28 protein-coding genes and 2 tRNA genes are annotated in these 23,051 nt (G+C 57.5%); 12 read left to right on the top strand and 18 right to left on the bottom strand.

The window, feature by feature from the left end; genetic code table 11:
- Positions 1–229 precede the first annotated feature (229 nt).
- A complete protein-coding gene (locus BW974_RS01295) occupies positions 230–535 on the top strand; it encodes a hypothetical protein (RefSeq protein ID WP_076427298.1) in 306 nt (101 codons plus the stop codon).
- Between the two features lie 150 nt (positions 536–685).
- A complete protein-coding gene (locus BW974_RS01290) occupies positions 686–1,078 on the top strand; it encodes an Hsp20/alpha crystallin family protein (RefSeq protein ID WP_076427296.1) in 393 nt (130 codons plus the stop codon).
- A gap of 11 nt (positions 1,079–1,089) precedes the next feature.
- Here the strand turns inward: BW974_RS01290 and BW974_RS01285 are convergent, their stop codons facing one another.
- The 10 genes from BW974_RS01285 to BW974_RS01240 all read right to left on the bottom strand — a co-directional run bounded on the left by BW974_RS01285 (position 1,090) and on the right by BW974_RS01240 (position 9,256).
- Positions 1,090–1,956: an ATP-grasp domain-containing protein gene (locus BW974_RS01285; protein ID WP_076430178.1), complete on the bottom strand. Its 867-nt coding sequence runs from the start codon at positions 1,954–1,956 to the stop codon at positions 1,090–1,092.
- 659 nt (positions 1,957–2,615) lie between these two features.
- Positions 2,616–3,146 (bottom strand): 50S ribosomal protein L16, encoded by a 531-nt coding sequence (locus BW974_RS01280; protein ID WP_076427294.1) that lies wholly within the window; start codon positions 3,144–3,146, stop codon positions 2,616–2,618.
- 60 nt (positions 3,147–3,206) lie between these two features.
- Entirely contained in the window at positions 3,207–3,821 is a 615-nt protein-coding gene (locus BW974_RS01275; RefSeq protein WP_076427292.1) for a hypothetical protein, read from the bottom strand.
- A gap of 54 nt (positions 3,822–3,875) precedes the next feature.
- On the bottom strand, positions 3,876–4,589 hold the full coding sequence (locus BW974_RS01270; protein ID WP_076427290.1) for a DUF2270 domain-containing protein: 714 nt from the start codon (positions 4,587–4,589) through the stop codon (positions 3,876–3,878).
- A 229-nt stretch (positions 4,590–4,818) separates the two neighbouring features.
- A complete protein-coding gene (locus BW974_RS01265; RefSeq protein WP_049971678.1) occupies positions 4,819–5,013 on the bottom strand; it encodes a cold-shock protein in 195 nt (64 codons plus the stop codon).
- A gap of 206 nt (positions 5,014–5,219) precedes the next feature.
- The gene (locus BW974_RS01260) at positions 5,220–5,414 is read right to left on the bottom strand and encodes a cold-shock protein (RefSeq protein WP_049971680.1); all 195 of its coding nucleotides are present in this window, start codon (positions 5,412–5,414) and stop codon (positions 5,220–5,222) included.
- Positions 5,415–5,639: 225 nt separating this feature from the next.
- On the bottom strand, positions 5,640–7,085 hold the full coding sequence (locus BW974_RS01255; protein WP_076427288.1) for an MATE family efflux transporter: 1,446 nt from the start codon (positions 7,083–7,085) through the stop codon (positions 5,640–5,642).
- Positions 7,086–7,188: 103 nt separating this feature from the next.
- Entirely contained in the window at positions 7,189–7,713 is a 525-nt protein-coding gene (locus BW974_RS01250; protein WP_076427286.1) for a GNAT family N-acetyltransferase, read from the bottom strand.
- 65 nt (positions 7,714–7,778) lie between these two features.
- Entirely contained in the window at positions 7,779–8,273 is a 495-nt protein-coding gene (locus BW974_RS24490) for a hypothetical protein (protein ID WP_245799870.1), read from the bottom strand.
- 909 nt (positions 8,274–9,182) lie between these two features.
- Positions 9,183–9,256, bottom strand: a tRNA-Phe gene (locus tag BW974_RS01240).
- 334 nt (positions 9,257–9,590) lie between these two features.
- Here BW974_RS01240 and BW974_RS01235 point away from each other — a divergent pair.
- From BW974_RS01235 to BW974_RS01225, 4 genes are all read left to right on the top strand, one after another.
- A complete protein-coding gene (locus BW974_RS01235; protein ID WP_076427282.1) occupies positions 9,591–10,019 on the top strand; it encodes a hypothetical protein in 429 nt (142 codons plus the stop codon).
- 1 nt (position 10,020) lies between these two features.
- Positions 10,021–10,977, top strand: coding sequence for an alpha/beta fold hydrolase (locus tag BW974_RS01230; RefSeq protein ID WP_076427280.1), 957 nt, complete (start codon positions 10,021–10,023; stop codon positions 10,975–10,977).
- 120 nt (positions 10,978–11,097) lie between these two features.
- The gene (locus BW974_RS25290) at positions 11,098–11,235 is read left to right on the top strand and encodes a DUF7331 family protein (RefSeq protein ID WP_158413703.1); all 138 of its coding nucleotides are present in this window, start codon (positions 11,098–11,100) and stop codon (positions 11,233–11,235) included.
- 459 nt (positions 11,236–11,694) lie between these two features.
- Positions 11,695–12,738, top strand: coding sequence for a hypothetical protein (locus tag BW974_RS01225; RefSeq protein WP_245799869.1), 1,044 nt, complete (start codon positions 11,695–11,697; stop codon positions 12,736–12,738).
- A 58-nt stretch (positions 12,739–12,796) separates the two neighbouring features.
- On the opposite strand, the gene BW974_RS01220 is transcribed toward BW974_RS01225, so the two are convergent.
- Positions 12,797–12,870 (bottom strand) — tRNA-Val (locus tag BW974_RS01220).
- Between the two features lie 85 nt (positions 12,871–12,955).
- On the opposite strand from BW974_RS01220, the gene BW974_RS01215 reads away from it, so the two are divergent.
- Together BW974_RS01215 and BW974_RS01210 are read left to right on the top strand one after the other, a co-directional pair.
- On the top strand, positions 12,956–13,225 hold the full coding sequence (locus tag BW974_RS01215; protein WP_076427279.1) for a DUF7538 family protein: 270 nt from the start codon (positions 12,956–12,958) through the stop codon (positions 13,223–13,225).
- Positions 13,226–13,357: 132 nt separating this feature from the next.
- A complete protein-coding gene (locus BW974_RS01210) occupies positions 13,358–15,304 on the top strand; it encodes an ABC transporter ATP-binding protein (protein WP_076427277.1) in 1,947 nt (648 codons plus the stop codon).
- A 19-nt stretch (positions 15,305–15,323) separates the two neighbouring features.
- On the opposite strand, the gene BW974_RS01205 is transcribed toward BW974_RS01210, so the two are convergent.
- The 4 genes from BW974_RS01205 to BW974_RS01190 all read right to left on the bottom strand — a co-directional run bounded on the left by BW974_RS01205 (position 15,324) and on the right by BW974_RS01190 (position 18,958).
- Positions 15,324–15,989: a hypothetical protein gene (locus tag BW974_RS01205; RefSeq protein ID WP_076427275.1), complete on the bottom strand. Its 666-nt coding sequence runs from the start codon at positions 15,987–15,989 to the stop codon at positions 15,324–15,326.
- A 104-nt stretch (positions 15,990–16,093) separates the two neighbouring features.
- Entirely contained in the window at positions 16,094–16,936 is an 843-nt protein-coding gene (gene otsB / locus BW974_RS01200) for a trehalose-phosphatase (protein WP_076427273.1), read from the bottom strand.
- A complete protein-coding gene (locus tag BW974_RS01195) occupies positions 16,933–18,435 on the bottom strand; it encodes an alpha,alpha-trehalose-phosphate synthase (UDP-forming) (RefSeq protein WP_076427271.1) in 1,503 nt (500 codons plus the stop codon). Before BW974_RS01195 ends, otsB begins: the two co-directional genes overlap by 4 nt.
- Positions 18,436–18,643: 208 nt before the next feature.
- Complete coding sequence (locus tag BW974_RS01190; protein ID WP_076427269.1) at positions 18,644–18,958, bottom strand: DUF5789 family protein; 315 nt, start codon at positions 18,956–18,958, stop codon at positions 18,644–18,646.
- 123 nt (positions 18,959–19,081) lie between these two features.
- Between BW974_RS01190 and BW974_RS01185 the strand changes: the two genes are divergently transcribed.
- Positions 19,082–19,819 (top strand): creatininase family protein, encoded by a 738-nt coding sequence (locus BW974_RS01185; RefSeq protein ID WP_076430177.1) that lies wholly within the window; start codon positions 19,082–19,084, stop codon positions 19,817–19,819.
- Positions 19,820–19,826: 7 nt separating this feature from the next.
- On the opposite strand, the gene BW974_RS01180 is transcribed toward BW974_RS01185, so the two are convergent.
- Positions 19,827–20,303 carry a DUF5790 family protein gene (locus BW974_RS01180; protein ID WP_076427267.1) on the bottom strand — a complete coding sequence of 159 codons (477 nt, stop codon included), beginning with the start codon at positions 20,301–20,303 and terminating at the stop codon, positions 19,827–19,829.
- 388 nt (positions 20,304–20,691) lie between these two features.
- Here BW974_RS01180 and BW974_RS01175 point away from each other — a divergent pair, with 388 nt between their 5' ends.
- Complete coding sequence (locus BW974_RS01175) at positions 20,692–21,339, top strand: dihydrofolate reductase family protein (protein WP_076427265.1); 648 nt, start codon at positions 20,692–20,694, stop codon at positions 21,337–21,339.
- 27 nt (positions 21,340–21,366) lie between these two features.
- Here BW974_RS01175 and BW974_RS01170 read toward each other — a convergent pair whose 3' ends face one another.
- Positions 21,367–21,708 carry a dihydroneopterin aldolase family protein gene (locus BW974_RS01170; RefSeq protein WP_076427263.1) on the bottom strand — a complete coding sequence of 114 codons (342 nt, stop codon included), beginning with the start codon at positions 21,706–21,708 and terminating at the stop codon, positions 21,367–21,369.
- An 84-nt stretch (positions 21,709–21,792) separates the two neighbouring features.
- Between BW974_RS01170 and BW974_RS01165 the strand changes: the two genes are divergently transcribed.
- Positions 21,793–22,401: a translation initiation factor IF-2 subunit beta gene (locus tag BW974_RS01165; RefSeq protein WP_049971694.1), complete on the top strand. Its 609-nt coding sequence runs from the start codon at positions 21,793–21,795 to the stop codon at positions 22,399–22,401.
- A gap of 74 nt (positions 22,402–22,475) precedes the next feature.
- On the opposite strand, the gene BW974_RS01160 is transcribed toward BW974_RS01165, so the two are convergent.
- Positions 22,476–22,703, bottom strand: a complete 228-nt coding sequence (locus BW974_RS01160) for a DUF7860 family protein (RefSeq protein WP_076427261.1) — start codon at positions 22,701–22,703, stop codon at positions 22,476–22,478.
- Positions 22,704–22,789: 86 nt separating this feature from the next.
- Here BW974_RS01160 and BW974_RS01155 point away from each other — a divergent pair, with 86 nt between their 5' ends.
- Positions 22,790–23,008: a DUF8151 family protein gene (locus tag BW974_RS01155; RefSeq protein WP_076427259.1), complete on the top strand. Its 219-nt coding sequence runs from the start codon at positions 22,790–22,792 to the stop codon at positions 23,006–23,008.
- Positions 23,009–23,051: the final 43 nt, after the last annotated feature.

The raw sequence follows: 23,051 nt of genomic DNA, 5'->3' as shown, positions 1-23,051 counted from the left end.
GGTAGTCCTATCTGCACTGATGGGAGTGCGTATCCCGATTTTCTGTGTTACTCCCGATTAGGACGAAATTCGGTCGTTTGTGAAACGAGCAAACGGATTCAACGGTGGTGGGCATTCATTTACAACTCCCCCGATGGCGTGAGATGGGTGGGGCGAACAGCACGGTGTCAGCGGTTGACCGACGCCGTGTGGGTTCGACAAGCAGTCTCTCCCGCCCGGAGAGAAAACAATGAAAAAAGCACTTCGTATCACGATTGCGCTGGCCGTCGTGGCAAGCCTGTTCGCTGTCGGTTTCACGGGCATGGCCGCGGCAGACGACGAACAGAAACAGAGCAGCTGGCAGTATGCAGAGTCCGACGTTGACCAGAAGCAGTACGTGAACCAGCAGAACTTCAACAAGCAGGACGACAACTACGCTATCGCTGTGAAAGGTGAAGCGGAAGCCGAGCAAGAGAACGAGCAGAGCAACACCAACGTCCAGTACGCTGACTCCGAAGCCGAGAACGAGAACACGCAGGTTCAGTGGTGGGACTAATTCCCCTATCACGGTACTGAACTAACCAAACACCAACCGACGCGGTTTCATTTTTTAGACGCCGAATCGAAGTTCGTTCAGCACGTTCGATAGCGGCGCGTTCGCGGGGGCGTCCAAAACCTTTTGCCCGGGAGGGGCTTACTGTTCTGCATGCGACGAGACGACCGCGACGACCCCTTCGACGACCTCTTCCGCGAAATCGAGCGCATGATGAACGATATGATGGGCGGAAACGTCGATATGCAGGTCGATACTGGCACGCCCGCCGGATTCGGGGGCGACACCCACGTCGATATTCACGAAGACGACGAACACGTTCGCGTCATCGCAGACCTCCCCGGCGTCGAAAAAGAGGACATCAACCTCAAATGCGACGGCGAAACGATGACCATCAGCGCCGTCAGCGACCACCGCGAATACGACGAACGAATCTCGCTTCCAGCGCGCGTTGACGAACGCTCCGCGAAAGCGACGTACAACAACGGCGTCCTCGAAGTCACACTCGAAAAAACCGACGAATCGGCGAACATCAGCGTCGAGTAATTGGAGAACTGTTACCGCCGAGTCGCTCGGACGAGTTCAGCGAGGCGATCGTAAAATCCGTCTTCGTACTTCGTCTCCGCGTCGATAGTCGGACGGGCGTTCGTCTCGTTCACGACGATTCGGTCGCCCGTGTCGAGTAAATCGACGCCGCAGAACGAAATGTCGAGCGCTTCCGCCGTTTTCTCCGCGATTTCTCTGTGTTCGTCCGGAAGGGTGATTCCCCGTGCTTTCGCGCCGCGATGGACGTTGTGTTTCCAGCGCCCCTCATCCAGCGCGTCGTCCGGCAGTCGGCGCTCGACCGCGCCGACGTACTCGCCATCCACCACCATCGCGCGGTAGTCCGTTGCTTTGGGGAGGTACTCCTGCACGAGAAACGATTTGTCTCCGGTCGCGCGGTAGTCGTGGACGAGGTTCAGGTAGTCCACGACGCCGAGGAAGGAATCGAGGTCATCCACTTTCGCGATGCCCGTTCCGCGCGTCGTCGAGTTGGGTTTGATGACCACCGGGGGGTCGAATCGTGCGAAGATTTCTCGAAGGTCGCGCTCTTCGACCGGGTTCGAAACCATCGCCGTCTTCGGAACTGGAATCCCCGCTTTTCCGAGTCGGGTGATGACCCCGGCTTTGTTCCGCGACGTGAGAACCGCCTCGCACCCGTTCACCCACGGAACCGAGAGGAAGGCATCGACCACGCCACCCTCCATCATCCGGGAGGGGTAGACGAATCCCACGTCGAACTCGTCTGGCGTCCATGGCGGGTCGCCGAGGTCGAACGTCCGCGCCTCGTTCGGGACGTGGTGGGCGTTGATTCCTCGCTCTGCGAGTGGGTCACGCATTCGTTCGAACGTCTGTTTTCGGTACGCAACCGCCAAGTTCAGCATTCGAGTGAGAATTTCGAGTTGAGGGTCAAAAGACTGTTCGCTCCGGTGCGAATCGTAGTGGAATGTGAATTCGTACAAGTTACAGTCGGAGGCAAATTGCAGGAGGAAACAGATTGCAGGTGGTTCTGGCAAGTCACGACTCCAGTGAAACCGCAACCGCCCGCACACCTCCCCAACCGACTCCCTCACTCGCATTCGCTCGTTCACTCATCCCTCGCGTGACAATCGGCAGGCCCTCGGGACGCCCTCGGGCCTGCCGACGCACGCGCCAGAGCGGATGTGTCGATTCTCGAAAGGTGTGTAAACCAGATGGCGCGCTGATGGAACTTCGAGGAGTTCACCTCCGAGAAGTTCTATCGAAGTCGTGCGAGGGATGACTGAGTGAACGAGCGAATGCGAGTGAAGGAAGGAATCGGTTGGGGTGGCGTGTGGCGAACGAGATTTCGTAGAAATCTCGATTGCGAGCGGCGAAGCCGCGAGCGCGGTGGCGGTGCGGTCATTTGTTGTCGTGACTACATAGCTCCAATCTTGAAAAACGGTTCATCACTGGATAGGAATCAGATGGCGTTCGAGTAGAGTCGAAACGAAAAATCAAATCTGTCGCTCAAACCTGTGGCTGACGACGAAACCAGCACGTCGAAAAATGGTCGAGTGTCTGTTTAGCTGATGAGTTCTTTCTCACCGCGCTCGACGACGATGCGGCACGGCGGGGAAACCTTGTTGTAGGCACGGCGGAAGGCGTCTTTGACGGCGTCTGCGTCCTCGACTTCACACCATGCGGTGAAGAGGCGCTCGCCATTCTGGATTCGCGCCGCGGTGCCGACTGGCTTCCCGAACGCTTGTCGCATTCCGTCGGAAACACGGTCTGCACCCGCACCAGTTGCCTGCTTGTTCTCACGCAGGACGTGGTGGGGGAACTTGCGAAGAATCATCTTGTAGCCGGTTTCGCCGATGTTCTTCAGCAGGAAGCGGTTTGCCGAGAGGCGGGAGGCCTCAAGCGCGCCGTGGCGAATCTGGCACTCTTCTTCGAGGACGAGGGAGATTTGGACGGGGTAGTTGTCCTCGTCTTCTCCAACGTCGCCCATCTTGTGCTGTGCAATCTTCGAACCCGGGATACCCGTGATGTATTCGCGTCGCGTGTACGGGGGCTTTCGAATCTCCCGGTACATTGAGGCAGGTTTGTCGGACATAGTTACTACTGAAGTCTGATGGTCAGGCCGTGAATAAACCCTTCGAAGCGAGTTCGACGCTCACTGGACGAAATCCCGAACGAACCGGTCGGGCACGTAGGCCAACATCGACGCTGGAATCCGCCCAACCAGCCACTCCGCCGCGACCACCATTTGCTTTCGGAGCAGGGCGTACACGCCCGAAACGAGCACGAAGAGGATGACGAGGGTCTGAATTGTCCCCTCGTGAATGACGAGACTCGGGAGCGCGACGAAGAAGCCCAACGCGAAATCCTCGGGCGCGCCGTCGTACCGAATCCAGCGACGGGGCGGAATCCACCGGCCGCGGAAGTGGTCGTACACCGCGCGCTCGGACTCGCCGAGCCACGGTTTTAACTCCAATCCGCCGCCGAAGGCGTCCGAAACGGAGTGAACCGCCGCCGACAGGAGGAAGACGGCGACTGCGACAGTCCACATCGTTGGAACGAATATCGCAATCGCGATTGCCGCCGCTCCAGCGACCGAGAAATACACCGGAAAGTGGAGCGTCTTTCGGTGGCCCGAGTAGAGGTCGAAATCCGGAAATACGCCGCCGAAAAGTCCCGCGAAGACCGCGACCGGAGCGAACTCCGGCGCGACCAGAAGGGTGATACTTCCGAGAAGCACGCCAATAAGGGCGTGCGTCGTTGCCATCATCGTGCCCCCGGTAGGCGAGGTTCACGTAAACACCTATCGGGGGATTCGCCTTCGTCACTCCCGCGAATAGTCCCAGCCAGTCACGTCGCTCGGCAGTATTTCGCCGTTGATGTGCCACTCTCGTGGACGATAGGCAACGACGAGGATACCGACGTAAAATACGACGACGGTGGCGAGAACGACGCCGCCGGGCATCCACGCGATTGCCGCAGTGCTGGGCCACTGCCCACCCGAAGCGTAGGCCGTCAGGTGGAACACCCAAGCCGCGAGCAGCACCAAAAAGAGCGGCGCGTACACGCGGCGCAGACGATGTGCGAGCGCCTCCTCAAGTGACACCTTCATCTTCGGGATGCGATAATCCTCGCTCAACTTCTGTCGCCAGTCTTCGTCCACGACGCCCGCCGAATCGTCGAGTCCCAAGGCGAACACGTTCTGCTGAAGCATCCGAACCCGCGAGCGCCAGATGTCGTAGGCGCGATACCGACGTGCCTCGATGAGCAGGAAGATGCTGACCGTGACGATGGCGAGCAGAACGATATAATGGGGGTTGCTCCGACTCGAAAACGCCCACGTGAGGATGGCCGCCATCAACGTAATCGCCCAGTTGCTCGTTCTGTCGAGTCGCTCCCGCCAGAACTTCATGCGATGAATCTCGCCACGATAGAGATGGGCCAACGCCGAACTTGGACCCATGTTCGTTTCGAGCAATCCTGCGCCGACGTCCGGGTCGCACATCTCCGGTGAATCAGGGTTTTTTTGGTCGCTCATAGCAATCCCGGACATTCGTGCCCTGCGTTCATACTGGTAGTATTGTACTGTATAGTCAAAACCGTGGCGGTTTACCGAGACGGTTGATAGGTCACACTACCGAACAATTTCCGAACCGAATCGGTGTGACAAGTGATGTGCAGGTAAAACTGATGGCAGTCGCACCGCTCTCCGTTCACTCGCTCGCTGAAGAAAGTGTGGTACTACTCGATAAACAGCAGTAACCGATTTACAGGCGCGTGACGTTCGTCGCGCGCGGTCCTTTTGGTGCCTGTTCGATGTCGAATTCGATTTCCGTTCCCTCTTCGAGGTCTTCGCCGCCAACGTCTTCCATGTGGAAGAAAACGTCCTCGTCCGCGTCCTCAGTCGAGATGAAACCGTAGCCGCCAGTGTCGTTGAAGAAATCAACTTTGCCTTTCGCCATTGCTTTTGGATAAACTGGCGCCCCACGGATAATACTTCCGAGACAGGTTATACCATGGACGATACCCTACGGAACACTCTCCACAGGACTATTTCAGAATACCACATAAGCGATACGCAGTACCACTGCTACTCGGGCGTAAAATATTCGGCAGTAAAATTTCGATACGCTATGTCGTCCGCGTTAGCGGACACGCATTCCGAAAATTACAGGCGCGTAACGTTCGTCGCGCGTGGTCCTTTTGGTGCCTGTTCGATGTCGAATTCGATTTCCGTTCCCTCTTCGAGGTCCTCGCCGCCAACGTCTTCCATGTGGAAGAAAACGTCGTCGTCCGCGTCCTCAGTCGAAATGAAACCGTAGCCGCCTGTGTCGTTGAAGAAATCAACGTTACCTTTTGCCATTGCTTCTGAACAAAATGCCTTGTACCGGATAAGGCTTGGGAAATCGTTGTCCTCGTTTCGAGTATCAGTTGATGATTTTTCGAAATCATCCGATATTCTGTACAGGTGGCCGCTATTTTGGATTTCAATGCGGTTCGCCGTCGAATCGGTCGGTAATTCGAGGAGGAACTACCGTCATCGACAGTTCCACTTTGATGCATTGGATGGAAAGTTTCAAGAAAGCAATCAATCGTCGGAAGCGGAGACACCCGGGCGGAACTCCCGACTGATTGCCTTCCATTTTCCGGTCGAGAACCGATAGTAGTTGATGGCCGCAGGCACCGTCGTCTCCGCTACGAACGACAGATACAGTCCCAAGAGGCCGAGCGACGTCGTGGCACCGAGGTAGGCAACGGGAATCGCACAGCCGAACATGCCGATTATCTGGCTGTAAAACGGCCAGCGAGTGTCGCCACTCGCATCGAGCGGCCCCGCAGCAGCACCTTTGACACCCTGTGCCATGACCGCGGCGCAGGCCGCGTAGACGAGCGATACGGCGAATGGCACCGATGGGTCGGACGCATCCCCAACGAACGACACGACGATCGGTTCGGCGAACGCGAAGACGATGACCGCCGCGACGGCGTAGGTGGCCACCGCAAAGAGAATCACATCTCGTGCGTACTCTTCCGCGTCAAGTTCGTTGCCCGCGCCGAGTTCCTGTCCTACGAGGCTACTCGACGCCAATCCGAATCCCCAACCGGGCGTGTTCATCAAGCCCCAGATACGTCGGCTGATGACGTATGCGGCAACGACGTTTTGGCCGAACAGCGCGACGATAGCCAACATCGGGAATTTGGCGACAGTCCACACCATGTTACGTCCGACGACCGGCAGGCCGATATGAACCAACTGTCGAATCGTGTCGCCATCGACGTACTTGGCGGCAGGATTCACTTGTACTGGTAGTTCACCAGCAATCGGAAGTCGGCCAGCGACCAACCCCAGAGCGAACGCCGCGGTGACGACCACGTTCGCCAGCACGGTACCCCACGCCGCACCAGCGACACCCCATCCGTGGGGGAAGACGAGCAGACCGCTCAAGACGATGTTCGAAATCGCACCGCCCGAACGAACCAACATCGGCGTCCACGAATCGTCCATCCCGATGTAGATGCGACTGCCGATGAGGTTGAGTCCGGCAAACGGCACGCCGATGGCGAGAATTTGCAAGTACGTTGCACCCATCTCGACTGTCGTTTCGTTGCCCGTCATCAGCGAGATGAGTTCCGTCGGAAACAGCCAGAAGAGACAGGCAACCGGAAACGTCACCGCGAGGACGAGCGCAGCACTCGACCGAATCGCCTGCCCGAGTTCGTCGAACGCCTCCGCGCCGTAGCGTTGCGAAACGAGCGCAATCGTCCCTCCGGCGAATCCGCCCCCGAGCGAAAACGCGATACCCCAGTACGGAGATGCGAATCCGACACCCGCAATCGCCGCCGGGCCGACGGCGATTCCGACAAATGCCACGTCCACCGCATTCTTCGACATCCGAGCAAGTCCCGTGACGATGCGCGGCCACGCCAAATCCGTCGTTCTGCGGACGCGCTTGGGATTGACGAGGCCTGCGCGAGCGAGCGCGAGGCCGATTGTGAGGATGGTTAACCGGACGGGGTTCGGGAAACGGGGCACGACTCTGTGGTATTTCGAATCGAAAGTAAAGTTCTTTTCATATGCGGTAAAGGAGGGTGGTGTTTCCGCGAGAGACAGGAGTCGTTCGCCAGTTGCGAGTTGGTCAGTCAGAGAGTGAGAGCTTCATGAAGTTCCAATTTTCTCGAATCGTTGGCGGTGCTTGCGTTTCGTCGTATGGTTCCTTATATTCGAATCCGAAGTCGGCGTACAGCGACTGTGCCTTCTCGTGAAATGGCGATACACCCAATCGGAGTGTTTCGTACCCATCTGCGTCTGCTTCTCTGCGTATCGTTTCCATGAGTTTTCGGCCGAGTCCTTCGCCTCTGTAAGCCGGTTTGACGTACAGTCGCTTCACTTCGGCAGTCGTTTCGTCTAGTTGTTTTATCTGCACCGAGCCCGCGATTTCGTCGTCGAGAAGCGCGAGAAAGAGTGGTTCAACAATTGTCGCCGATTCGAGTCTGTCGAGGTCGCCCGCTACGATTTCCTCGACGTTCGCACCGAAATCGTCGTCATCGAACCATTCTTGCCCTCGTTCGTTCGCTCTGGTGAAATACTCTCGAAGGAGGTTACGGAGTTCGGTTTCGTGTCCGTGGCTGTCGGTTCGAACGATGGAAATGTTTTGGTTCATGCAGGATGATTGTGTTTCCTTGTTGTGAAGTAGTATTCGTTCAAGCAGTTCAGATCCGAGACAATCTACGAAAGTACGTCTTGAGCGTCCGGATGACCCAGATACGTTTCGAGTTCCGACGGAAGTTCGGAAGTCGGTGTATTGTAAATTCGGTCGCGGATTCGCTGCCATTTTTCGTGTCTACAAAGTACGCACACGGGGATTTCACCGATGTTCAAAATAGACGCGATAGTAAACCGATGGTAGCCTTCAATCCAATAGATATCTCCAGAAGACCCGATAACTACAAGCGGTTCTAAGTGGTGTGCGTAGGCGTCTTCGTGCGGATTGTCGTGTCCTGCTTTTTCGTTGGGTCGATACCCGTCCTGCTTGATGTTCTGGTATAACTCGTCGAGATACTCGCATCTGACGTTCCGATACTCTTCGATACTCTCGTATCCACGAACCGTTCCACCCTCCTCAAACTGCTTCTTTGCCCGTCGATACAATGCTGTTTCTTCCCAATCGTACCCCTCCTCGAAACGCTGTTTGAGCCCTCTGTAAGTAGTCGTTTCGCGCAACAAATTATCTTCACTCTCCCACTCTCCCGCCCGTACTCTCCCAAGACCCCAGATAAGTTGGTGTTTGCTGGTATAATATTCCACATCAGCAGGTGCTACCCGAAGTAGCTTCCATGGGTCGGCTGGTTCATCATATTGTTCCTTATTCACCTCGTGATGCCATGTTGTATAGTAGCGAAACCGTTGAAGGTTCATTTCTCATGATAAGAAAACGGCCCGGATATTTCTTTCGAGCTTTATACTTAAATTCATTCGTTCTCAAATATATTTATCATATGGAATATTTTAATCATTGTTACAGCGCAGAGCCAGTAGTGAAAGTGGACGGGGTCACTCTCCTCGGAAAAGCCGGGTATGCGATGCTAGCACTGATTTTCGTCGGCATGATAGTTTGAGCAGTCATGAGCGCACCCGACATTCAGAGTGCCATCGTCGCTGTCGCTGGCATCGTTCTGCTGTTTCTGGTAGCCGAAGTTTCTAAATTGTATTTATAAGTGTATTCAGCAGGCAGAAATCCAACAGAGAAACACCCGCTCACCGTGATTCGTGGCGTGCCTGATTTCAATCGTGGTCGGGAGGATACTTACCAGTCGGCGTAATAGCTCCGCGGAAAAGGTAGGCTGCCTCCCGGATTTGAACCTCGCCAAGACGTTCCGGGATGCTCGCTTCGCTGCGCTTCCAAGCTGCGACTTATCTGATTCAAATCGCAGTCGGGTCGCAGATTCACGGCCGACGGCTCACTCGCTTCGCTCGTTCGTATTGTCAGCCGTAGAATCATGCCGCCATCCGGATTTGAACAACGCCCGAGAACCTGCGCTTCGCACAGAACCTCGGTCTAATTCAAATCCGCTCGGGTGCATTCGTAATTCTGACGTGGTTCGCTTCGCTCACAGGTCAGAATTACAGAAATGCCGCCTCCCGGATTTGAACCGGGGACAGCTCGATCTTCAGTCGAGTGCTCTCCCAGTCTGAGCTAAGGCGGCGCGTTTGGACGGAGGGGGATGGGACAAAAAAGGATTTCGAAATGCGCCGGAGGGCGGCCGGAAGGCGAAACCACGGCGACAGCGTTCCAGACTGCGGTCGAAAGCCATTTATGCCGTATCGTGTCAGTGTTACACATGGGAGAACGCGCCTGCTATTTGGAGTTCTGTCCCGCGTGCGACGCGCAGGTGACGATGGTGGACGAGGAGTGTCCCGACTGCGGCGCATCGCTGGTCGAAGAGTGACTTCCAGATTGCTTGTTCCGACCGAGACGCCACGGATGTATTATGCTACTTTTTATCATCGTCGCTGTTGACTTCGTGCTTTGGGGGAGCAATGAACGATACAGAGTTTGCCAGCCACGAATGGTGGGAAAACTACAAAGAGACGGTGAACAGCGACCCGGAGATGCAAGTCCGGGGGCACGACAAATTCAGCGACAACTTCTACGTCGAAATCGGTGATGAACGGTTCCTCATCAAGATGCAAGAGGGGACGGTTCGCGAGATACTGCCGAATCCGGCGTTGAACAACCGGTGGTCGTTCGGCGTGGAAGGCGACCGGGAGGCGTGGGAGGAGTTCGTCCAAGAGACGCCGCCTGCGTTCAACCACGAAATCGTCGCGTCGCACTATCGCAGTGCGGTCAGAAACGAGGACGGACATCTCATGATGCGAGGGGACAACAAGAAGATATTCCAAAACCTGCGACCGTTCCAGCGCGCGCTCGATTTGATGCGCGTGGCGAACAACAACGGAGGGAGCTAACATGGCAGAACAAGGAACCATCGAACCGATTACGGGCAAATACGTCCACGTCGAAATCGGCGGGGTAGACCACCGAATCTACTTCGAGGAGAACGGCCCGGAAGACGGAACGCCGATTCTCTGCCAACACACCGCTGGCAACAACTGTCAGGAGTGGCGACACCTCCTCACGGACGAGGAGATAACCGAGGACTATCGCGTCATCGCGCACGACCTCCCGTATCACGGGAAATCGGTTCCACCGACCAGCCAATCGTGGTGGGAGGAAGATTACAAAATGACGGGCAAGCAGTTCACGGAAACGCTGGTTTCGCTGGCCGATGCGCTCGAACTCGAAGACCCGATTTACATGGGGTCGTCGATGGGTGGCAACATCACGCTCGAACTGGCCGACTGGTATCCCGACCGGTTCCAAGCCCTCATCGGATTGGAGTGTGGCGCGCACAGTCCGGGCTTTTACATCGATTGGTTAGACCACCCGCAGGTCAACACGACCGAAGTAAACGCCTACTCCTGTTGGGGATTGATGGCACCGCAGAGTCCGGAAGAAACCCGTCGAGAGACGATGTACCTCTACGAGCAAGGAGCGACGGGCGTGTTCAAGGGCGACCTGTACTACTACTCGGTTGACCACGACTACCGGGACAAACTCGACCAAGTGAAGGCCGACGAATGTCCGCTGTACATCGTTAACGGGGAGTACGATTACCTCACCACGCCCGAAGACGGCAAGGAGACGGCGGAAGGCGTCGGTGACGGTGCGGTTGCGGTCGAGATGGCCCAAATCGGCCACTTCCCGATGAGCGAGCATCCCGAACTGTTCAACGCCTACCTGAAAGAGATTCTCGGGGACATTACGGGTGACCGAGACGGTGACCTTCCGAGCGTTCTCACGCCCGACGACGTTGGAATCGAACTTCATCCGCCAGCCCCAGCGCGGGAAAAGTCGGCGGAGTAATCGGCGATACACCACGAAATATTTCTTTCATCAAAAATCTATCACCGACGCGGTAAGCGGTGAATACCGCGAGCGGGGGAAAGCTTATACCTACACGGTTCTGCACTCCCGATATACCCAATGGTGCAAGAAAACACCGAAGAATGGGGCGATTGTTTGGAACGCGAAATCGACGGCGGCGTCGAGTTCTACGACCCCGAAAACGATGAGGCCTGGATTTGGTCGGATGCCGGTATCGAACTCTCGTGGGAAGCGTAAGGTAATGCGCTCGTTGAACGACCCAACGCATCTGTGAGTTCCTATTCGATTCTCGAACGAGAGTTCTACTGCCGCTAGTCTTGCTGTCCGACAGAGATGGCTCACGCTTCGAATCAACCGAGCTTCCGGCGACAAACCGTTCCCTCGATTCCGTTGAGCGTCGAAAATGTAGGCAGTTCGCGGCAGTCGTGTTACGATCTACCGGTTTCGATTTGCACGTCCGTTCTTTAGAAAATCACGAGAAAGAGGGAGGACCTGAGTCCGATAATTTCGTACCTCCTCGGAATATTTGATGAGAGTGGCAACAAATCCTGTACTTTCTAATTTCCTGTAATCATTTATCGGTTCTATACAAGAAAGTATATGTCCAGTCAATCATACAGAACGTATAGACGACAGTACAGTCATCGACACGTCCAGTACGGATAGCTCGAACAGACACACCCTGTTCTCACTCCAATGCACGTACTTAGCTCGAAACGAGAAACGCTTGAGTCATCTACGTTCATCGTTCCGGTATTCCTCCTGCTCGGCGTTCTCGAAACGATGAATCGGTACATGCGGATTCAGGCCGGTGCACACCAACCACACGTTGACGTGCGCTGTTGTTGGCGTCCGCTCGCGGAGGCGGCACTCGCCGGAAAGCCGATTTACGTCCGGCCAGCGGTGGACAACAAACCACCGCTTTTCGAACTGCTCAACATCGCTGTTGCCGCAACTGGGCAGTATCTGCTCGTATTTTTCGTCTTAGTCGGGTTCGCAAATGCCGCCATCGCAATTCTTCTTTGGCGAATCTGCGCACAGCGTGACGCCTCTCGGGTTGGATTAGTGGCAGGGCTGCTGTTCCTGACGAGTGTCCCCGCCGCCGGTGGAACCGTCGTAAACGTTCGCTCGTTCGCAATCGCGGGCATCCTCCTCTCACTCTCGGTCAGCCATCCAGTGGCACGCGGCGCAACTATCGCGGCCGCGGGGCTCTTCTCCCAACACGCAGTGTTCGCCATTCCGGCGCTGGCGTACGACCGTCTCCGAAAACTCGACCGCGATTCGGGCATTAGATGCTTCGCGTCGTTCAGCCTCGCCGGAATCGGCGTCGTCGCCGTCACGTTCGGCTTCGTGTACGCAGTCTGGGGACAGGCCTCGTTCCACGGCGCGATTTACTGGTCGTTCGGGGCGGCGGAAAAGTACACCACGAATCCGGTCGTTCCGTCGCTCATCGGCGACACGAGTCGGTGGATGAGCGCACTCTATCGTGAAGCCCTCAAACACCTCGTTCTTATCGTCCCCGCGACGATTGTCGCCCAGTTGGCCTTCACTGCACGGGGCGCAGAACGACCCGCGCTCTCGACGAACGCCCCAGTGCTGACGACCGGACTCCTCGCACTCTCCATGACGGCACCACTGTTCGTGCGCGCCTATCGCGCGTACTGGCTCTATCCGCTTCCGTTCCTCGCCCTGCTCGCCTCCGTGGGGTATCAGGAGTTCTTCAAGGTCGCGAAGGAGTGAATAGGGAAGCGAGCAGGTGACTCGCTCCGCTCGTCACATTGCATCGGACAGAATTTCATGGGTTCGGGCGGATTCGAACCACCGACCTCGGCCTTGTAAAGGCCGCGTCATAACCAACTAGACCACGAACCCGTATCCGGGAAAAATCGCTCCGGGGGAATAACTGTTACTTTCTGACTTTCGTAACGACTACCACACCCGGTAGCAAATCGCAGGTATGGACGACTCGCTCTCCGCACTCGGCGAGCAAGACGGCTGGAAAGTAGACGAGTTTGCCGCCCGCGTACACTACCGCGGCGCGGACGACTACTACAGCATCGAATACTACGAACCCAGCCACTGCGTGCTCTACTGGAAAGTCAAAGGCGACGGGGACGTGGCGGTACCGGTCGGAAGGGGGACAGTTCCGGAACCACTCCGCGAGCGAGTCCGACAGGATTTGGTCGCCGCGGGAATCGAACCCGAAGTCGAAGGCCGCGACCTCTAAACGAAGTGAGTCGCCCAGAACAGTTATTCATTCGGCAGTCACACAGTCGAAAGCGGGATTTCGTTCTTCTCCGAAGCAGTGTTTCGGTTCGTAGGAAACTCTTATCAATCCGGTGTCCCATTTATGAGTATCATGAGCATACACACAGACGAAGACGACCCGTTCGAAGAACAACGGGAAAACGCCGACAATCCGATGCGGCGTCTGTTCTTCGAATACGGGGGCGAAAATCGGTTCGCCTTCGTCGTCGGGGTCGTATCGAGCCTCTTTGCTCGGATTCTCAATCTCCTCCCCCCGATAATTCTCGGCGTTGCGCTCGACGCATTATTTCGAGAAGAAGTTCCGTATGCGGAAGCACTCGCCGCATCAGTTCCGTTTCTCTCGGACGCTTTCTCCGCACAAATCACGCCGGGGGCACCAAGAGGACAATTCTGGTTCTCCGTCGGCGTGGTCGCCGTCGCGTTCGGCGTCGGTGCGGCGTTCCACTGGGCACGAAACTGGGGATGGAACTCGTTCGCCCAGAACATTCAGCACTCGGTTCGTACCGACACTTACGACAAGATGCAGAGATTGGACATGGAGTTCTTCTCGGACAAACAGACCGGGGAGATGATGTCCATCCTCTCGAACGACGTGAACCGATTGGAGCGCTTTTTGAACGACGGGATGAACTCCGCATTCCGTCTCGGCGTGATGGTCGTCGCTATCGCGGCAGTCCTGCTCACGATCAACTGGCAACTCGCGCTCGTTGCACTGGTTCCAGTGCCCCTCATCGCACTGTTCACGTACAAGTTCATCCAGATTATTCAACCGAAATATGCCGACGTGCGCTCTTCCGTCGGGAAGGTGAACTCCCGACTGGAAAACAACCTCGGCGGTATTCAGGTCATCAAAACGAGCAACACGGAGTCGTTCGAATCCGACCGCGTGGACGACGTGTCACACGACTATTTCGGTGCAAACTGGGACGCCATCGTTACGCGAATCAAGTTCTTCCCAGCCCTCCAGATTCTCTCCGGACTCGGTTTCGCACTGACGTTCATCGTCGGCGGTCTGTGGGTGTTCAACGGCGAAGGGCCGTGGTTCTTCACGGGCGACCTCGAAGCGGGACAGTTCATCACCTTCATGCTCCTTACCCAGCGGTTCATCTGGCCGATGGCGCAGTTCGGTTCCATCATCAACATGTACCAACGCGCGTACGCGTCCAGCGCCCGCATCTTCGGCCTGATGGACGAACCGAGTCGAATCCGCGAAGAACCGGATGCCGAAGACCTCGTCGTCCGCGACGGCGAGGTCGTCTACGACGACGTGACCTTCGGCTACGACGAGGAAACTATCGTGGAGGACGTTTCGTTCACCGTCGAAGGCGGCGACACTCTCGCACTGGTCGGCCCGACCGGAGCCGGAAAATCGACCGTCCTGAAGCTCCTGCTTCGAATGTACGACGTGGACGATGGTGCGATTCGAATCGACGGCACCGACATCCGCGACGTGAGTCTCCCGAGCATTCGCCAGAACATCGGCTACGTCAGCCAGAACACCTTCCTGTTTTACGGGACGGTGAAAGAGAACATCGAATACGGTACTTTCGACGCGAGCGATGAGGAAATCGAAGAGGCCGCGAAGGCCGCGGAGGCCCACGATTTCATCACCAATCTTCCCGAGGGATACGACACTAAAGTTGGTGAACGCGGAGTCAAACTTTCGGGCGGCCAGCGCCAGCGGATTTCGATTGCCCGTGCAATCCTGAAAGACCCGGAAATCCTCATCTTGGACGAGGCGACCAGCGACGTGGACACCGAGACGGAGATGCTCATCCAGCGCAGTCTCGACAAACTCACGGAAGACCGCACCACGTTCGCCATCGCTCATCGTCTTTCGACCATCAAGGACGCGGAGAAAATCGTCGTCCTCGAAGGCGGGAAAATCGTCGAACGCGGCCCGCACGACGAACTCCTCCAAAAGGACGGCCTCTACGCCCACCTCTGGGGCGTTCAGGCCGGTGAAATCGACGAACTCCCCGAGGAGTTCATCGAACGCGCCGCCCGCAGAACCGCCCGCACCGACGCCGACGACTGACGGTTTACCGCTGCTCGTTTTAGCGTTGATTTCTCCGACCGCGTTGATACCGTTTCTTCGGTCGTCCAGCCCGCTGTTTGCCGAACGCGACGTCCATCGTCCGTTCGTTTCCTCGGCGTTCGGCTTTCTGTAACCGCCGTCGTCGTTTCCAGTTCGAGTCGCGCGGCCCGCCGTACTTTTTCACTTCGGTCGGTTCCGACCCGTGTTGATTTTGCTGCTCTTCGTCCCGGCGCGAACGAGGCTCCTCCGATTTTTCCTCGACCTCGTTCGATTTCGTTTCCGCTTCGCGTTCGCGCACCCTGCTTCCGTATCGACCGCTGTACGATTCCGATTTCTCGGCCGTTCGTTGGTGACGGGGTGGGCGCGACGGCGGGGAAGACTGGCGGGGAGGCTCCTCCGGAGAAGGATGTTCTGGCGCACCCTCTGGTGGGCGTCCTTCCGGTTCCGGAGGGTGCCGTTTTTCCGGTTTCGGGAGATTCCGTTCTTCCGGCTCCGGGGGACGCGGTGTACGAGATTCCGGCGCCCCCGACTCTTCGTGTTTCGGCCGTTTCTCGGAACCGGATTCTCGTTCTTCGCGCTCCGTTCGTCGCTCATCTTGGTTTGTCTGTCCCTCTCGCTGTTCGGTTTCTGTCTCCTCTTCGGTCCGTTCGTCCGACTGTCGGGATTCGTTGTCGTCAGTGTCCATGGTCTGCCGCGTGCTACTCGCAAACGAAGAATAAACCAGCGTGACCGTTCAGACAGTTCGATAGCTTCTGTGGTTGCTTTCGAGACGGGAAACGCGCGGTTTCGTCAGTTCCGAGTTCCGTTCGAAAGCGACTCCATTCCGAGAAATCCGACGCCGTACTCCACCAACCACGCTAGAATCGTCTGCACTGACGACGGGTCGGCGACTCGATAGCTCGCTACAGTTGGCGGTTGCCGACCGACTTTGATACCGAGTCCGGATTTCGGCAACGTTTCGAACGCATCCTCGTCGGTTCGGTCGTCGCCGACGTAGAGAGGAAGCCACGTCTCGTCGTCCGGAACGTGGTGGTCGTACAGCCATCGAAGCGCTCGTCCCTTGTGCCACTCTACGTCGGGCCGCATCTCCACCACCGCTTTGCCGGATGTGATACGAATGTCGTCCGTCCCCTGCACCGTATTCTCGACAGCCTCGCGAACAGTCGCGACTCCCTCTTCGTCCGCGACGAGTCGGTAGTGAACCGACGCCGTGACGCCTTTGTTCTCCACGAATGCGCCGTCAACGGGCGCGAGTTCGTCTTCGAGGTCGTCGCAGAGGGCGGCAATTTGTTTCTTCGAATCTTCGGCGACTGGATGGACGTTCCGCTCGTCGTCGATGTACAGTTCCAATCCGTGGTTGCCAGCGTAAGAGACGCCGTCGATGCCGACTCGTTCCCGAAGGTCGTCGAGGCCGCGACCGCTGACGACACCAACTTCCACGTTCTCCGTTCCGCGGAGTGCTTCGAGTGCCGTGCGAGTCGTTGGCGGAAGTTCCACGTCCTCCGGTCGCTGTTCGATGGGTGCGAGCGACCCGTCGAAATCGAACAGCGCGAGCAGTCCGTCCGTATCTCGGAGTCGGTTCACCAGCACGTACAGATTCGTTCGGAGCGGTTCCGGAACCTCGGTAGTCATTGTCGTTTGATGGATTGTTTCGCAACGTCGCGGCCGCGCTGAATCGATTCGACCGTTCTGAATTGTTTCGTCATCCACGCATATACGTCGTTTGAGTGAACCAGCCGTTCGAGGTCGTTCATCCGACGCGCTCGCTCGGTTTCGGGAAGCGTCAGGGCAGTCTCGATTGCGTCCGCGAATCCCGGCGTATCGTGTGGATGCACCGAAATCGACTCGTCGCCGAGTTCCTCGTGCGCGCCGGTCAGTTCGCTCAAGAGGAGAACGCCGGGGTCGTCAACCTGCGAGGCGACGAACTCCTTCGCCACGAGGTTCATCCCGTCCCGTCGCGGACTGACGATGCCGAGGTCGGCCTCGCGATACAGGGTTGCGAGACCGTCTTTCGAGAGATACTCGTTGAGATAGACGATTGGCGTCCAGTCGTTCGTTCCGAATCGGGTGTTGATGCGCTCGATTTCCGACTCCACGAAGTCCTGTATCGCTTGATACTCCGGAATCTGGGTTCGGCTTTCGCTCGCCTTCTGGACGTAGGTGAGTTCTCCTTGCCACTCGGGGCGCGTCTCCCAGAACTGTTCGAGCGCCGCCAGTCGCTCAGGAATCCCTTTCGTGTAATCGAGTCGCTCGACGCCGAGCGCGACGGTGTCGCCGATGTCGTGTTCGTCGCGGAACTCGTTCCAGAATCCGGTGTCGGCGCTCGACAGTGCGAGTTGCCGCCGGTGCGTGGCGTCGATACCGAGCGGGAACGGCCGGACGAACGTCCGCCGTCCCTTATAGACGACGCTTCGGGTTGCCCGGTCAACCCGGGCGTCGGGAAGCATTGCGGCACAGTCGAGGAAGTTCTGGCAGTACTGGTCGGTGTGAAAGCCGACGAGGTCGTTCGCGAGCAGTCCGTCTAGCAGTTCCGCGTACTGTGGACACGTCTGGAAGGCATCCCACGACGGCCACGTGATGTGCCAGAACTGCATGCAGAACACGTCGGGGTTGGTTTCGCGTATCATCCGCGGAGCCAGTGCGAGGTGGTAATCCTGTAGCCAGACGAGGGAGTCGTCGCTCGCTTCGTCCGCGATGGCGTCCGCGAAGGCTCGGTTCGCGTCGCGGTAGTGCCCCCAGAAATCAGCGCGGGCGTTCATCTTCGACGTGTCGATGTGGCAAATCGGCCAGAGAACTTGGTTGCTGTAGCCGTAGTAGTAGCCTTCGACCTGCTCGTCGGAGAGCGACACGCGTCGCAGGTCGTAAGCCGGATCTTCCGGCGGGACGCCGACTCGCCCGTCTTCGTCGGTCACGTCGTGGTCTGCATCGCCGCTCGCCCACGCGACCCACGTTCCCCCGGCGGATTGCACGACGGGGTCGAGTGCGGACGTGAGGCCACCAGCAGGACGGTTGACGACGATTTCCCCGTCCTCGCGTTCGTGGCTGTACGGTTGGCGGTTCGAGGCGACGACGAGTTCGTGGTCGCCGAGGAGGGACGACACCGTCTCGGCGGTTGGGCGTTCACCTGTCATGGCTTCGGTTGCGAGTTCCGGTGGAAACCTGCAAGTCTGTACTCACCTTTCATCAGGTGTCGTCCCGTGCGAGACTGCGAGGAATAAGGCAGTCGTCCGTTCAACTTCGTTCGATTCCGTGAACGGTGGTAACAACGGCCTACCACTGGAGTAATGACTCCCTATCGAACCAAATATGAGAAACGACGTATTTTCTCCCGCGATAGGATCAGAACGATTCTTGGTCGGGGTCGTCCTCCGGCGACGACTGTTCGGTGCCGCCCCGGTCGGAGTATCGCTGACGGCCGACTGCCTCGCTGTCGGCCATATTGAGTATCGACTGTCGGACGCCATCCGCCGACTCGTAGGTTTCGTTGAGCGGCCCGATTACCTCCTCGAATCGCTCGGAACCGTTCGAATATTCGATTTCGTAGTCGCCGTACTCCTCTACGAGGTCGTCCGACGACGCGGGATAGTCGTGTTCGTCGAGTTTGTCGGCCAGTTCGCCCAATTCCACACCCATTTCGCGGTCTTCGTCGGCCATGGAGGAGCCACACCGGAGAGGCAGTAAGAACTTCTGGCTAGGTCGGCGACAGTTGTGAACGATTATGAAATTCACCGACTGACGTCCGGCGGGTACAAGAGCATTCCCCGGCATGAATGGGATATGAATCTCTCTCGTGCGACGTGGACAGACGCGGACGAAATCGAGACGAACCTCGCGCTTCTTCCCGTCGGAAGCACGGAACAGCACGGCCCGCACGCACCACTCGGAACCGACTGGCTCAACGCCGAAGCAGTCGCGGACGCGACTGCCGAGGCATACGACGGCGACGTCGTCGTCGCCCCGCCGGTTCCAGTTGGCGTGAGCGAAGAGCATCGGCAGTTCACGGGGACGCTCTGGGTCACCGAGGAAACCTTCCGGCGGTACGTCCGCGAGACGGTTGCGAGCCTCGCGGAACACGGTTGGAATCGCGTCGTCATCGTCAACGGTCACGGCGGGAACGTCGCCGCGCTCCGCGAAGTCGCCGGGAAAATCACGCGCCACGACGAGGCCTACGCGGTTCCGTTCACGTGGTTCGAGGCGGTCGGCGACCATCGAAGCGACATGGGTCACGCCGGGCCACTGGAAACCGCGTTTTTGCGCCACACTCGCGGTGAACTCGTCCACGAGGACAGAATCGAACTAGCTAGAGAAGGCGCGAGCGACGGGTGGGGCGAATGGGTGTCCTACACGAATCTCGCCTACGACAGCGCGGAGTTCACGGAAAACGGCGTTGTCGGCGACCCGACGGAAGGGAGCGAAGAACGAGGGGAAGAACTGCTCGAACTGGCGGTGCAATCGCTAGTGAAACTGCTCTCGGCGGTGGCGTCGCGGAACGTTCGGCGGCCCAAACACCGGTAGCGATTTTCTATTCCTCGGTTTCTTCTTCCTCTTCTTCGGCTTCTGCATCCTCCGCGTCCGCTTCAGCCTCGTCCTCGGATTCGTCGCCGTCGTCCATCGCGTGCAGGTCTTCGAGTGCGCCTTTCAAACTCGGAACCGTACTCGCCAGTTCGCCGACTTGCTCGCGGGCGTCCTCGATGTCCGAAATGGCCGAGTCTAGCGTCTCGATTTCGGCCTCCAAATCGTCCGCATCTTCGAAGGCGTCGGCGCGTTTGCCCATCGCGTACCACTTCTTCGCGTCGTGCAGGTGGTCTTCCGCATCCCCGACATCCAGCGCGGAGCGAAGCGCGTTGAGCGCCCCGAGCGTGTTTTCCGCCTCGGTTTCCCAGACGGCTTCGACTGGTGGCAGTTCCTCGCGTGCGGCGGCGAGGTGCTCTTCGACGTCCTCGCGCATTTCGTTCGCCGCTTCACCGAACAGTTCGTCCTCGAACGAAGCTTGGCTCATGGCAGTCGATTCGAGAGGATCACATTTAAAAGATAACCCAAAAGTGAAAGTGAAAAGCCACCACATACCACGGTCAAGCGGCCTTGCCGCGCTGCAAAATCTGGACCAAAACCTCGGTGCTCCTTTCAGTCCGCGCCGAGTCCGCTCGCTCGTCACGGTGTTCCTCGCTCGCGGTAGAACTGCTGGGGTTCGGCGGGAAGTTGGCTGGCCTATCGCTCCTCGTTCCACTCGTCGCTTGCTGTCGGGTTGCTCGTTTGGTCTGAAAATGTTTCTCACCGAAATCCCGCCAAATGACGTCGTGATAAATACAAAGGTTACTGTCAGTAGATGAGTAGCAACGTGATGAGCCAGAGCGGTCTTTATCGAACTCGGTGATCTGAGTGTGACGATGAGCGAAACGAACGCAGAGGAAACAACTGGAAAACTCGTTGCAGGGGCATTCTTGACGCTCGATGGAGTGATGCAAGCACCGGGCGGCCCCGAAGAAGACCGCGACGGTGGCTTCGAACAAGGTGGCTGGTCGGTAAACTACTGGGACGAGCAGATGGGACAGGTCATGGACGACCAGATGACGGAGAGTGACGCACTGCTACTCGGACGGAAAACGTACGAGATTTTCTCTGCACACTGGCCCAACGTTGATGGCGACCCCACGGCAGAAAAACTGAACAGCATGCCCAAGTACGTCGCCTCCCGCACCCTCGACCGTGTAGAATGGGAAAACTCGTCGCTCCTGACGGGCGATATTGCGGAGGCTGTCGCTGACCTCAAAAACGACCGAGAAGATACGATTGTGATGCAGGGGAGCCAAAACTTGATTCAGTCGCTGCTCCCGCACCAACTCATCGACGAGTTCTGGCTCTGGGTATTCCCCGTGGTCGTGGGAGACGGCAAACGATTGTTCGGGGAGGGGACGATTCCTGCGGCCCTCGAACTACAGACGGCGGAAACCTCTAGTACGGGAGTGCAGATGCTTCGATACGAACAGTCAGGAGAAATCGACCTCGGTTCGTTCACGCTGGACGAAACAGAGTAATTTGCAGTGCCGACGCTTACCGCCGGATCATTTCTCCTTCACCGACTCGACTTTCATCAGCGGATAGCCGTCTTCCATTGCCATTCTCGTCACAACCTCAGTTCCCTCCTGTTCCACGACGATTTCGACTTCCAAGAACTTTCCAGTCAACTCGGTATAACCGTGGTCGATTTCCTCGACGAGTTTGTCGGTCAAAATCTCGACTTCGACCGATTCGCAGAAGGGCTGGTTTTCGATGCTTTCCTCGATTGCGGTTTCGAGACTAGCCGCGCTGTCGGGACTGACGGGCGTTCCGGCGAACTGGTGGTACAGCGCGCCGAATTTGATCCCCGCCTCGAAACAGGCCGAATCTCGCGTGGTCGGTTCCATGAATCGTCTGTGGGATTCGGGGGTTAAAGTTCGTGATGACATGGAACACGGAGAACCTTTATGCGTCCAAAACCTGGCACGAGTATGGATTACGATTCAGCCCTCGACAGAGGCATGGACGCGGTTCCAGACCTCGAAACGAGTGACGAGCGGTTTAGTTTCCCGAACCCGGCGGTACAGAAAGACGGGTCGTTCACACGACTGACGAACCTCGGCGACATCGCGGACTCCCTTTCCCGTGACGCAGAACACGTTCACAGCGCGCTCCAGCGCGAACTCGGTACCAGCGGGAAGTTCGAGGACGGACAGGCCCGCTACAGCGGGTCGTTCACCGAATCCGACTTCGACGCCGCGCTGGACGAGTACGTAGAGGAGTTCGTCACTTGTTCCGAATGTGGCCTGCCGGACACCCGCCTCGTTCGCGAAGACCGCAACCTCATGCTTCGCTGTGACGCCTGTGGTGCGTTCCGCCCCGTCACGAAACGAAGCACGTCCAGTCGAACCCACCAGCAGGATGCGGTGGAAGAAGGCCGAACCTACGAAGTCAAAATCACCGGCACCGGCCGCAAAGGCGACGGTGTCGCGGAACGCGGCAAATACACGATTTTCGTTCCGGGTGCACAGGAAGGAGACGTCGTCCAAATTTACGTTGAGAGCGTCCGCGGCAATCTCGCGTTCTCGCGTCTCGCGTAACTGCGTTCTATTTGATCGTCTTTTCTCCGGTCGTTTTTCTATCGGTTTGTCTTTCTATCCGTTCGTCGTTCTCGCTATTCCGTCAGCGGGAGGAACATTCCGAACACGAACGGCGAGAGCAGTGCGAGCAGGATGCCGATGATTTCGAGGTCGGTGAACAGTGCGTTCTCCCATGCGGGAAGCGGGCCATAAAATGCGGTTCCGACGATTTCGCCGAGCGCACCGATTGTGAGCAATGCGACGCCGAGGAAGAACCCTCGCTTCGTCAGTTTCGGATAATCCAAATCTCCGTATCGTCCCATACTGTCGATTTCCGAGGTAATCCCAGAAAAACGTTCCGCCGGGAACCAACGAAACGCTCTTTTACCTCACGTTCCCACAGAGGTGCATGTACGAACCACTCGTTGAAATCGGCGCGGTCTTACTGTACGCCCTCGGCTCTGTACTGCTGACGGCTCTCGGCCTGCTCGCGGAGTACGACGGCCTTCAGACCGCCGCGTCGGGCGACAGTATCACTGCAATCTGGCTCGGCGTCATGGGTGCCGTTGCACTCATCGCAGGCGTCATGCTGGCCCGCGACAAGGTTCTTCGGCGCGTGCTGGCCTGAGTTCAGACAGAACCCATTTTTGGAATTGCGTTGACGTGAGCGA

Origin of the sequence: Haladaptatus litoreus, from assembly GCF_900156425.1 — an archaeon.
Classification (GTDB): Archaea; Halobacteriota; Halobacteria; order Halobacteriales; family Haladaptataceae; genus Haladaptatus; species Haladaptatus litoreus.
Note: the sequence above shows the minus strand (reverse complement) of the source record. Positions and strands in the feature narration are given on the sequence as shown.